Annotated in this window: 7 protein-coding genes; 2 read left to right on the top strand and 5 right to left on the bottom strand. The window is 62.5% G+C overall.

Annotated features, from left to right (window positions below):
- Positions 1-153 precede the first annotated feature (153 nt).
- The 5 genes from ACW9IB_RS10630 to tpx all read right to left on the bottom strand — a co-directional run bounded on the left by ACW9IB_RS10630 (position 154) and on the right by tpx (position 9,859).
- Positions 154-1,623 carry an efflux transporter outer membrane subunit gene (locus ACW9IB_RS10630; RefSeq protein WP_457367046.1) on the bottom strand — a complete coding sequence of 490 codons (1,470 nt, stop codon included), beginning with the start codon at positions 1,621-1,623 and terminating at the stop codon, positions 154-156.
- Positions 1,620-4,727 (bottom strand): efflux RND transporter permease subunit, encoded by a 3,108-nt coding sequence (locus ACW9IB_RS10625; RefSeq protein WP_457413552.1) that lies wholly within the window; start codon positions 4,725-4,727, stop codon positions 1,620-1,622. Before ACW9IB_RS10625 ends, ACW9IB_RS10630 begins: the two co-directional genes overlap by 4 nt.
- Positions 4,724-7,825 (bottom strand): MdtB/MuxB family multidrug efflux RND transporter permease subunit, encoded by a 3,102-nt coding sequence (locus ACW9IB_RS10620; RefSeq protein ID WP_457367044.1) that lies wholly within the window; start codon positions 7,823-7,825, stop codon positions 4,724-4,726. Before ACW9IB_RS10620 ends, ACW9IB_RS10625 begins: the two co-directional genes overlap by 4 nt.
- Positions 7,822-9,126, bottom strand: a complete 1,305-nt coding sequence (locus ACW9IB_RS10615) for an MdtA/MuxA family multidrug efflux RND transporter periplasmic adaptor subunit (protein ID WP_457367043.1) — start codon at positions 9,124-9,126, stop codon at positions 7,822-7,824. Before ACW9IB_RS10615 ends, ACW9IB_RS10620 begins: the two co-directional genes overlap by 4 nt.
- A 232-nt stretch (positions 9,127-9,358) precedes the next feature.
- The gene (tpx, locus tag ACW9IB_RS10610) at positions 9,359-9,859 is read right to left on the bottom strand and encodes a thiol peroxidase (protein WP_457367042.1); all 501 of its coding nucleotides are present in this window, start codon (positions 9,857-9,859) and stop codon (positions 9,359-9,361) included.
- Positions 9,860-10,014: 155 nt separating this feature from the next.
- On the opposite strand from tpx, the gene ACW9IB_RS10605 reads away from it, so the two are divergent.
- Together ACW9IB_RS10605 and ACW9IB_RS10600 are read left to right on the top strand one after the other, a co-directional pair.
- On the top strand, positions 10,015-11,304 hold the full coding sequence (locus ACW9IB_RS10605; protein WP_457413551.1) for a glycosyltransferase: 1,290 nt from the start codon (positions 10,015-10,017) through the stop codon (positions 11,302-11,304).
- Positions 11,305-11,376: 72 nt separating this feature from the next.
- Positions 11,377-12,282, top strand: coding sequence for a helix-turn-helix domain-containing protein (locus ACW9IB_RS10600; RefSeq protein ID WP_457367039.1), 906 nt, complete (start codon positions 11,377-11,379; stop codon positions 12,280-12,282).
- The last annotated feature ends 26 nt before the right edge of the window (positions 12,283-12,308 follow it).

Raw genomic sequence — 12,308 nt, 5'->3', positions numbered from 1 at the left:
CTAGATGCTTGTTGAAGTCTCGTGGGCTCGGAGATGTGTATAAAGAGACAGCGATTACAGCTCTAACTGATCCACCGCTTTCGCGAGCAAGCCCGCTCCCACAATTTGGATCTTCTATATCAGGCAGATATCAAGCTGCTTATGCACACCCAACTACTCTTTAGCAACCACCCCCGCGTGCCCATCCCACCCTCCCCCAAGCGCCGCAATCAACTGCACGCTCGCCACCAACCGCGTCTGCAACAAGGTCAACACCGTCCGCTCATTGCTCAATGCCGTGGCCTGCACCGTCACCACGTCCAGATAAGCGATCAACCCCGCCTTGTACTGGTTCTGCGTCAACCGCAACGACTCACGGGCAGCCGCCAGCGCTTCGTTGCTGACCACCGCCTCATCCTCCAGCACCTTGAGTTGCACCATGTAGTTCTCCACCTCGCGAAAACCATCCAGTACGGTCTGGCGGTACTTGGCCACGGTCTCGTCATAGCTGGCCACGGTACGATCGACTTCCGCCGAACGCTGGCCACCATCGAACAGCGTCATCGCCAACTTGGGCCCGACCGACCAGAACCGGTTCGGCAAGCTGATCCAGTCGGCATAGGTACTGCTGGAATACCCCCCCGCCAGGCTCAGGGTCAGGTCCGGGTAATAGGCGGCCTTGGCCACGCCGATGTTGGCGTTGGCAGCGATCACCGAACGTTCCGCCGATGCGATGTCCGGGCGGCGCTCCAGCAATTGCGACGGCAGGCCAACCGGTATTTGCGGCAAGGCCGGGATGTCCTTGCTCACCGCCAGGCTGAAGTTGGCCGGCGCTTCGCCGATCAGCACCGCGATGGCGTTTTCCAGTTGGGCACGCTGCCAGATCAGGTCGATCAGGCTGGCCTGGGTGGTCTTGAGCTGGGTTTGCGCCTGGGCCACCGCATCCTTGCCGGACACCCCGGCACGGTACTGGTTTTCGGTCATTTGCAGGGAGCGCTGGTAGGTGTCCAGCGTCGCTTGCAGCAAGCGGGTCTGTTCATCCATGACCCGCAGCTGCAGGTAGTCCTGCACCAGTTCCGATTGCTGGCTCAGGCGCATGGCCGCCAGGTCCGCGGAGCTGGCTTCGGCGGTGGCCTGGTTGGCCTCCAGGCCACGGCGCAACTTGCCCCAGACGTCCGCCTCCCAACTCACGCCCAACTGGGCATTGAGGGTATCGCGGATACCGCTGCTGGAGCTGCTGAGGCTGGCGTTGCTGCTGCCGGTACCCTGGCTGGCGCGGGTCTTGCCGACGTTTGCGTCCACCGTCGGGAAAAACGCGCCTCGGGCACTGCGCACCTGGGCCTGGGCCTGGCGGAAGCGCGCTTCGGCCTGGGCCACGGTCTGGTTGGACGCGTTCAGGCGGGTCACCAGGTCATTGAGCTGGCGATCGCCGTACAGCTCCCACCACGCCCCACGGGCCAGGGCATCGCTGGGCGTGGCCTGGCGCCAACCTTGCGCCTCCTTGAACTGAACGGGCTCGGTGACGTCCGGGCGCTTGTAGTCAGGCCCGATGGCACAGGCGCTGAGCATCACCCCGCAAAGCACCAGGCTCGCCAGGCGCGAACCGCGGAACATGGCCAATCGGGTAAAGGTTGAATCGGTCATAGCGCAGTGTCCAGGGCAGCATCGGTACGCACGCCGCGCCAAGCGTTGAAGCGATGGCGCGCGCGGTCGAGGTAGAGGTAAACCACCGGGGTGGTGTAAAGGGTCAGGATCTGGCTGAAGACCAGGCCACCGATGATGGTAAGGCCCAGGGGCTGGCGCATTTCCGCACCGTCGCCCGCGCCCAGCAGCAGTGGCAAGGCGCCGAGGATCGCGGCGAGCGTGGTCATCAGGATCGGGCGCAGCCGCAACAGGCAGGCGCTGCGAATCGACTCCAGCGGGCTCATCCCGTCATGGCGCTCCAGTTGCAAGGCCAGGTCGATCATCAGGATCGCGTTTTTCTTCACCACGCCAATCAGCAGGAACAGGCCCAGCAGAGAGATCAGGCTGAACTCGCCGCCCAGCAAGTAGATCGACAACAAGGCACCGACACCCGCCGACGGCAGCGTCGAGAGGATGGTCAGCGGGTGAATGTAGCTTTCATACAGAATGCCCAGCACCAGGTACACCGCCACCAACGCGCCGAGGATCATGAACGGTTGGCCTTTCTGGGTGGCCGCAAAGGCATCGGCGGTACCGCTCATCTTGGCGATCACATCCTCCGGCAAGCCGACCTTGGCAATCGCCCGCTCGATGGCCGCCGTGCCCTGCTCCACCGTGAAGCCCGGGGCGATGTCGAAGGCAATGTTCTCCGACGCAAACTGGCCTTCGTGGCTGACCCGGTCATCGGCCAGGCTGTTTTCGTAATGGGCGATGGTCGACAAGGGCACCCGCGCGCCACTCGACGTGATGACCTGCATCTGGTTGAGGGTGATCGGGTCCTGGGCGTATTTGGGGTTGACCTCCATCACCACCTGGTACTGGTTGAGGCTGTCGTAGATCGTCGAAATCTGCCGCTGGCTGTAGGCGTTGTTGAGCACCGCCGTGACCATGCTCATGTCGATTCCCAGGCGCTTGGCCTCGTCGCGGTCGACGATCAGGGTCACTTGCGCCGCGCCCCGGCCTTCACGGGCGTCGATGGCCGTCAGTTCCGGCAGCTCGCGCAGCGCGGTGACCACCTTTGGATACCACAGGCGCAGCGCCGCGAGGTCGCCGCTTTGCAGGATGTAGGAATACTGCGCAGTGGTCTGGTCGCGGCTGCCGCCAAACTGCAGGTCCTGGTCCGCCATCAGGAACAACCGGCCTCCCGGCACCAGCGGCACCTCCTTGCGCAGACGCTCGATCACCGCCTGGGCGGAGATCTTGCGCTCGGCGATGGGCTTGAGGCGTACCAGCATCACCGCGTTGTTGGTGCCGTTGTTGCCGCCGATGAAGCCTGCCACGCTGAGCACCGCCGGGTCCTTGAGTACCGCCTTGCGGAAGGTCTCCATCTTCGGCTGCATCACGCTGAAAGACAGGCCGTCATCGCCACGCACGAAACCGATCAACTGGCCGGTGTCCTGCTGCGGCATAAAGGTCTTGGGCACCACCACGTACAGCGCAATGTTCACGCCGATGGTCAGAAACAGGCTGAGCAGGGTCAGGCGCCGGTGGCGCAGCACCCAGTCGAGGGTGGAGGCATAGCCGGCCACCATGCGGTCATTGACCTTTTGGCTCCAGCGTTGCAAGCCGGTCATGTGGCCTTTGACATGGGGCTTGAGCCAGCGGGCGCAGAGCATCGGCGTGAGCGTCAGGGACACCACCAGCGACACGATGATCGCCGACGACAAGGTGATGGAAAACTCGCGGAACAGGTTGGTGACGATGCCGCCCATAAACAGGATCGACAGGAACACCGCCACCAGCGACACGTTCATCGACAGCAAGGTGAAGCCAACTTCCTGCGCCCCCAGGTACGCCGCTTTCATCGGCGGCACGCCCTCATCGATGTGCCGGGAGATGTTCTCCAGCACCACGATGGCATCGTCCACCACCAGACCGGTGGCCAGGATCAGGGCCATCAGCGAGAAGTTGTTCAGCGAAAACCCGCACAGGTACATCACCGCAAAAGTCCCCACCAGCGACACCGGCACCGCCAGGGTGGGAATCAGAGAGGCGCGGAAATTGCCGAGGAACAGGTACACCACCAGCACCACCAGGATCACCGCGATCAACAGGGTCATCTCGGCTTCATGCAGGGTGGCGGTAATCACCGGTGAGCGATCCATGGCCAGGCTCAATTTGACGCTGGACGGCAACACCGCCTGCAACGCCGGCAACTGCGCCTTGATCTGCCTCACGGTTTCGATGATGTTGGCGCCGGACTGGCGGTTGATCACCAGCAGCACCGCCGCATCGTTGTTGAAGAAACCACTGTTGTAGCGGTCTTCCACGCCATCGCTGATTCGGGCGACATCGCCCAGGCGCAGGGCCGCGCCGTTCTGGTAGCGGATCAGCAGCGGCTCGTAGTCCTTGGCTTTTTCCAGCTGGTCATTGGCCTGGATCTGCCAATTGCGTTCGCTGTCTTCCAGGGAACCCTTGGGTCGCCGCTGGTTGGCGTTGGCAATGGTGTTGCGCACATCGTCCAGGGCCACGCCGTACTGGTCGAGCGCCTTGGGCTCCAGCTCGATGCGCACCGCCGGCAGCGAACTGCCGCCGATCTGCACTTCGCCCACGCCCGGCACCTGGGACAGGCTCTGGGACAGGATGGTCGAGGCCAGATCGTACAGCTGGCCCTTCTGTAATACGTCCGAGGTCAGCGACAGCACCATGATCGGCGCCTGGGACGGGTTGATCTTCTTGTAGGTGGGCATGCTGCGCATGCCGCTGGGCAGCAGGTTGCGCGAGGCGTTGATCGCTGCCTGCACCTCCCGCGCCGCACCGTTGATGTCACGGTCGGAGTCGAACGCCAGAATCACCCGCGTCGACCCCTGGCTCGAGTTGCTGCTCATGGTGGTGATGCCGGCAATCGCGCCGAAAGAACGCTCCAGCGGCGTGGCCACCGTGGAAGCCATCACCTCGGGGCTGGCGCCGGGCAGGCTGGCCGACACCACGATCACCGGAAAGTCGATCTGTGGCAGCGGCGACACCGGCAACAGGTTGAAGCTGACGCCGCCGAGCAACAGGATCGCCAGGCTCAGCAGCATGGTGGCTACCGGCCTGCGAATGAACGGTCCGGACAGGTTCATGATTCAACCGGCTCCAGGCTTTGCGGTTCTTTGCGCCAGCGACGCCCCAGGCGGTCGAAGTACAGGTAGATCACCGGCGTGGTGAACAGCGTCAACACCTGGCTCACCAGCAGGCCGCCGACCATCACCAGGCCCAGGGGCTGACGCAGTTCCGCGCCGGAACCGGTGGCGAGCATCAGCGGTACCGCGCCGAACAGCGCGGCCAGGGTGGTCATCAGGATGGGCCGGAAGCGCAGCAGCGCAGCCTGGTAGATCGCGGTCTGCGGGTCCAGGCCTTGGTTGCGCTCGGCGTCGAGGGCGAAGTCGATCATCATGATCGCGTTCTTTTTCACGATGCCGATCAGCAGGATGATGCCGATGATCGCGATCATGCCCAGGTCATTGCCGCTGAGCAGCAGCGCCAGCAAGGCCCCCACCGCCGCCGACGGCAAGGTCGAGAGGATGGTGATCGGGTGGATATAACTCTCGTAGAGCACGCCGAGCACGATATACATGGTGACCACCGCCGCCAGGATCAGCAGCAAGGTACTCGACAGCGACGCTTCGAACGCCTGCGCCGCGCCCTGGAACTGGGTTTGCACACCGATCGGCATGCCGATGTCTTTCTGCGCCTGGTTGATCAGTTCCACGCCCTTGCCCAGCGCCACGCCGGGCGCCAGGTTGAACGACATCATCACCGCCGGGAACTGGCCGATATGGGCAATGGCCAACTGCGCCTGGCGCTGTTCCACATGGGCCAGGCTCGACAGGCGCACCTGGCCGCCGTCGGTGGTCTTCACATGGATCTGGTCCAGCGCCGCCGGGCCCAGGGTTTCCCCGGACTGGGCCTGCAGCACCACGCGGTACTGGCTGGCCTGGGTGTAGATGGTCGAAATCTGGCGCTGGCCGAACGCGTCGTAGAGCGCGTCGGTGATGGTCGACACGCTGACACCCAGCCGTGAGGCGGCATCGCGATCGATCACCAGGTACACCTGGAGGCCCTTGTCCTGCAAGTCGCTGGCCACATCGGTGAGCTCCGGCAGCTGGCCGAGGGCGTGCACCAGCTTGTCGCTCCACAGCGCCAGCAACTCGGCGTCCGGCGAAGACATGCTGAATTGGTACTGGGTACGGCTGACGCGGTCTTCGATGGTGAGGTCCTGCACCGGCTGCATGAACAGGCGGATGCCTACCAGCTTGTCCATCTCCGGTTGCAGGCGCGTGATCACTTGGGCCGCGCTCAAATCGCGCTGGCCATGGGGCTTGAGGTTGATCAGCAAGCGACCGCTGTTGAGGGTGGCGTTATCGCCATCCACACCGATGTAGGACGACAGGCTTTCCACCGCCGGGTCAGCCAGGATGATCTTCGCCAGCTCTTGTTGGCGCTGGCTCATCGCGGCGAATGAAATCGACTGCGGCGCCTCGGAAATCCCCTGGATCACCCCGGTGTCCTGCACCGGAAAGAAGCCCTTGGGCACCACCAGGTACAGAAACACGGTGAGGCCGAGGGTGGCGATGGCCACCAGCAGGGTCAGCGGCTGGTGCTTGAGCACCCACTGCAATTTGCGCCCGTAGGCTTCGATCAGCCAGTCGATCCAGGCCCCGCTGGCCTTGTAGAAACGGCCCTGCTCTTCTTCCTTGGGCTCACGCTTGAGCAAACGCGCGCACATCATCGGCGTGAGGGTCAGCGATACCACCAGGGAAATCAGGATGGCCACCGCCAGCGTGATGGCGAACTCGCGGAACAGGCGCCCGACCACATCGGCCATGAACAGCAGCGGGATCAGTACTGCGATCAGCGACAGGGTCAGGGACACCAGGGTGAAGCCGATCTGCCTGGCGCCCTTGAGAGCGGCGGCCAGCGGGGTCTCGCCTTCTTCGATGTAACGGGAAATGTTCTCCAGCATTACGATGGCGTCATCCACCACGAACCCGGTGGCGATGGTCAGGGCCATCAGCGTCAGGTTGTTGATGGAGAAGCCCGCCAGGTACATCACGCCAAAGGTGCCGACCAGCGACAGCGGCACCGCGATGGAAGGAATGATCGTGGCGCTGACCCGGCGCAGGAACAGGAACGTCACCATCACCACCAGGGCAATGGCGATCAGCAATTCGTGCTGTACGTCAGTGACCGAGGCGCGGATGGTCTGGGTACGGTCGGTGAGTACCGTCACGTCGAGACCGGCCGGCAGGTTGTCGGTGATGCTCGGCAGCAGCGCCTTGATGCGGTCCACCACCTCGATAACGTTGGCCCCCGGCTGGCGCTGGATATTCAGCAACACGGCCTGGTTTTCATTGGCCCAGGCGGCCAACCGTTCGTTCTCGGCGCCGTCGACGATCTGTGCCACGTCCTTGAGCCGCAGCGGCGCGCCATTGTTGTAGGCCAGGATCAACTCGGCGTATTGCTGGGGCGAGACCAACTGGTCGTTGGCGTCGAGCATCGACACCCGGGTGGGGCCGTCGAAGTTGCCCTTCGGCTGGTTGACGTTGGAGGCGGCGATCAGGGTGCGCACGTCCGACAGGTTCAAGCCGTTGGCGGCCAGTGCTTCGGGGTTGACCTTGATGCGCACGGCCTGGCGCTGACCACCGGCGATGCTGACCATGCCGACACCGCTGATCTGCGCAATTTTCTGCGCCATGCGCGTGTCGACCAGGTCATTGAGCTTGGGCAGCAGCATGGTCTTGGAGGTAATGGCCAGGGTCAGCACCGGGGTGTCCGCCGGGTTGACCTTGTTGTACACCGGCGGTGCCGGCAAGTCCTTGGGCAGCAGGTTAGTCGCGGCGTTGATCGCGGCCTGCACTTGTTGCTCGGCGACATCCATGTTGATGTCGAGGTTGAAACGCAGGGTCAGCACCGAGGCCCCGCCGGAACTGGTGGAGGCCATTTGCGTCAGGCCGGGCATTTGCCCGAACTGGCGCTCCAGCGGCGCGGTGACCGCGCTGGTCATGACGTCCGGGCTGGCGCCGGGGTACAGGGTCATCACGCGGATGGTCGGGTAGTCCACCTGGGGCAAGGCGGACACCGGCAGCAAGCGATACGCGATAAGGCCGGCCAATACAATGGCCAGCATGCTCAGCGTGGTGGCGACCGGGCGAAGGATAAACAGCCGCGAGAGGTTCATGAACCGACCTTTTGCGCCTTGCCGGCGCTGGTGCCGGTCTCCCCTTTGGCGGCGGGCTTGCCTTGCAGGTGCTCGGTCGGGGTCGTCGGTACTTCACTGCTGTCGTTGACCACCTCGATTTCGCTGCCGTCCTTGAGACGGTCGGTACCTTCCAGCACCACACGGTCGCCGGCCTTCAGGCCCTCCTTGATCACGGTGTTATCGCCATCGGTGTCACCGACGACCAACGACTGCACCTTGACCTTCTTGTCGCCGTCCAGCACGTAGACGAAGGTGCCGTTATTGCCGAACTGGATCGCCGCGGACGGTGCCAGCACCACGTTATGCAGGGTGTCGGCAAGCAGGTGCACATTGACGAACTGGTTGGGGAACAGCGCCTGGTCCTTGTTATCGAAGCGCGCCTTGAACTTCAGGGTGCCGGTGGTCACGTCGATCTGGTTGTCCAGGCTTTGCAGCACACCGGTGGCCTGTTGCTTCACATCGCCACGGTCCCAGGCTTCCACGGGCAGTTTGTTGCCGGCATGGTAGCGGGTGAGCACGGTTTCGAGGGTGTTCTCCGGCAGTGTGAAGGCCACGCTGATCGGCTGGGTCTGGGTGATCACGGCGAGGGACGTGGTGTCATTGGCCGTCACCAGGTTGCCCACATCGACCTGACGCAGGCCGACCCGGCCACTGATCGGCGCGCGGATCCTGGTGAATTCGAGGTTGAGTTTGGCGTCATCCACCGCACCCTGGTTGGTCTTGACGGTGCCCTGGTATTGCAGGACCAGCGCTTCGGCGGTGTCCAGGGTCTGCTTGGCGATACTGTCCTGGGCGTACAGGTCACGGTAACGCTGCACATCCACCTGGGCGTTCTTCAACTGGGCCTGGTTCTGCAACAAGGTGCCCTGGGCCTGGAGCAAGGCGTTCTGATAGCTGCGCGGGTCGATTTCCGCCAGCAGGTCGCCGGCCTTGACCATCTGCCCCTCTTCGAAGGCGATCTTCACCAGTTCGCCGCCCACCCGGCTGCGCACATTGATGGTATTGAGCGCGGTGACAGTGCCCAGGGCCTTGTAATAAACCGGGAAGTCCCCCAACACCGCCGGCGCCACACGCACCGGAATCGGGCCGGTGGAACCGCCGAAGCCGGGGCGCATCATTCCCGATTTACCGGCATGCCCGGCGGGCTTCTGTGCGTCGGCATCCTTGTGGCCGCCGGGCCAGAACTTCCAGCACAGGGCGGCGATGACCAGCAGCACCAGCAGGCCGAACAGCCAGCGACGGGAATTGCGGGGGGAAGATTGCATGGATTGATCAACCATTGGGCACGAGAACTTCTTTTTAAGGAGGCTGAAAGATAAGCACTGGTGCGCGTTTAGAAAAGCGCCTTTACCGGCTATTTACCTTGGGCTTACAACTTTTAACTTCTGACCTTAGTCCATCGGCTAATTCAGCTAAGCGTTTGACCCCAAAATAAAAACGGCCTGGACTAGGCCAGGCCGCAATCATGTAGCACACGTGTGACTGCCAGACGACAGTCACGCGTTGAAACAGTTACTTCAAAACAGCCAGGGCTGCTTCGTAGTTTGGCTCCTGGCCAATCTCCGAAACCAGTTCGCTGTGCAGGACATTGTTGTTTTCGTCCAATACCACGACAGCACGGGCGGTCAGGCCGCGCAGTGCGCCTTCGGCAATGGCCACGCCGTAGTCGACGGCGAATGCAGCGTCGCGGAAGTCCGACAGGTTCTTCACATTTTCCAGGCCTTCGGCGCCGCAGAAACGTGCCTGAGCGAATGGCAGGTCGGTGGAGATGCACAGGACCACGGCGTTGTTCAGGTCGTTGGCCTGGGCGTTGAACTTGCGCACCGAAGTGGCGCAGGTCGGGGTGTCGACGCTTGGGAAGATATTCAGCACTTTGCGCTTGCCGGCGAAGGTGGCCAGGGTCGCGTCCGACAGATCGCCGGCGGTCAGCTTGAAGTCAGGTGCCTGGGAGCCGACTTGCGGCAGATCGCCTTCAACCTGGATCGGGTTGCCACGGTGGGTGACTTGAGCCATGAACAGAATCCTTATGCTGGGTTTATTGAAACGAATTCGAGAGGCCGAAGTTAACCACAAAGTGCGGTGGCGACCTATGGGCAGTCACAAATTGTCATGTCGCGTGATTTAATGGCGCGCTTTTATGCACTGCCCTTTCAAGGAAGTATTTGTCAATGAATCAACCCGCCACCAAAGTCCTGGTCATTGGTTATGTCTGGCCGGAACCCCGCTCTTCAGCCGCAGGCGGGCACATGATGCAAATCCTTGAGAGCTTTCTGATGCAAGGTTGGGACATTACCTTCAGCAGCCCCGCCACAATCGGTGAACACAAGGCCGACCTGCCCGCACTCGGCATCGCTGAATGCGCCATCGAGCTGAATAACAGCAGTTTCGATGATTTTGTCCGCGAACTCGCCCCGGATATCGTGCTGTTCGACCGTTTCATGATGGAAGAGCAGTTCGGCTGGCGCGTGGAAAAATGCTGCCCGAATGCGCTGCGTGTGCTTGAAACCTCCGACCTGCAAAGCCTGCGCGACGCGCGCCATCAGCGCTTCAAGGACCACCTCAAGACCCATCCCGACAGCAACGACTTCACCGCCCTGTTCGCCCCGGCGCTGGAAGATGAGTTCCGGCTGATGGCCGAGACCGACCTGGCCAAGCGCGAAATCGCGGCGATTTACCGTTGCGATATCAGCCTGATCATCTCCGACGTGGAAATCCGCCTGCTCACCGAACAGTTCAAGGTGCCTGGCGCCCTGCTCCACCGGTGCCCGTTGATGCTGGAGCCACCGACCGACGCCTTCGCCCCCTTTGAAGACCGCGCGCACTTCCTCAGCATCGGCAATTTCCGTCACGCGCCCAACTGGGATGCGGTGCTGTGGATGAAGAACAGCCTGTGGCCGCTGATCCGCCAGCAACTGCCGGGCGCCCAGCTGCACATCTACGGCGCCTATACGCCGCCCAAGGCCACCGCGCTGCACAACCCGGCGCAGGGCTTTCATGTGATGAACTGGGCCGAAGACGCGCTGCACGTGATGAGCGCCGCGCGCATCTGCCTGGCGCCGCTGCGCTTCGGTGCCGGGATCAAGGGCAAGCTGGTGGACGCGATGCTCTGCGGCACGCCGAGTGCCACCACACCCATTGGCTGTGAAGCCATGGGCGACGATCAACCGTGGCCAGGCGTGATCGAACAGAGTGCCACTGCACTCGCCGCCGCCGCCGTGGCGTTGTACCAGGACCGCGAGCGCTGGACCCAGGCCCAGGAAAACGGGCGCCAGTTGCTGGCTCGCCGTTATGACCAAAACCTGCATGGCCCGGCGCTGGTGGCGTGCCTGGAGCGCTGCCGCAGCCGACTCGCCGCGCACCGCCGCGACAACTTCACCGGCAGCATGCTGCGCCATCACGCCCATAAAAGTACGCAGTACATGTCGCAGTGGATCGAGGCAAAAAACCGCATCGTGTAAACATCGATGCTGGCAGGTGCGCGCGCAAGGAGGCATTATCCTACGCAGCGACCACAATAAAGCGACGGCAGCATGACCCGAGCAGCGCGTATCACCGACCCTTCCTACGAGCTGATGGACGACCACAACGGCCTGTCCATCATCTATCGCCAGCATGGCTTCCCCTGCCCGCTGGTACGCTGGCACTTCCACAAGGAATACGAGCTGCACCTGATCGTCGCCAGCTCCGGCAAGGTGTTCATCGGCGACTATATCGGCAACTTCTACCCGGAAAGCCTGTTTCTCACCGGCCCCAATCTGCCCCACAACTGGATCAGCCAGGTGGAGGAAGACGAGGTGGTACCCAAGCGCGACATGCTGGTGAACTTCACTGATGAGCTGTTCGACAGCGGCTGCCAGATCTTTGGCGAGCTCAAGAGCCTGGCGCCGCTGCTGGAGCGGGCGCAATACGGTATCGAGTTTCGCTGTAAAAAGACCATCGCCCAGGCCATGACCTTGATGCAACGCATCGAAGAATCCAAAGGCATGGCGCGTCTGGGGCACTTCTTTATCCTGCTGGAGGCGCTCAGCGCCTGCGAGGACTATCAACTGTTGTCCGGCGTGACCACCCCGCAATTGGCGGATGAACACAGCATCGACCGCACCAACCGGGCGGTGGACTACATCTTTGCCCACTACGCGCGGGAATTGTCACTGGAGGAAGTGGCGGAATACCTGGGCATGAAGCCCACCTATTTCTCCCGGGTGTTCAAGCAGGCCACGGGGCGCACCTTCATCGAGTTCGTCAACCGACTGCGCATCAGCAAGTCCTGCGAACTGCTGGCCGACGGCGACAAGGCCGTGACCGATGTGTGTTTCGAGTCGGGCTTCAACAACATTTCCAACTTCAACCGGCGCTTCCAACAGCTCAAAGGCATGACCCCTTCCCACTACCGCCGCCTGGCGGTGCAGCGGTTGACCGAGCAGAACCTGGCCTGATCATGAGTTCAGCGAAACACTTTGAA

The organism is Pseudomonas sp. SDO524_S393, from assembly GCF_054071875.1.
This window is presented reverse-complemented; position numbering and strand designations above follow the sequence as displayed.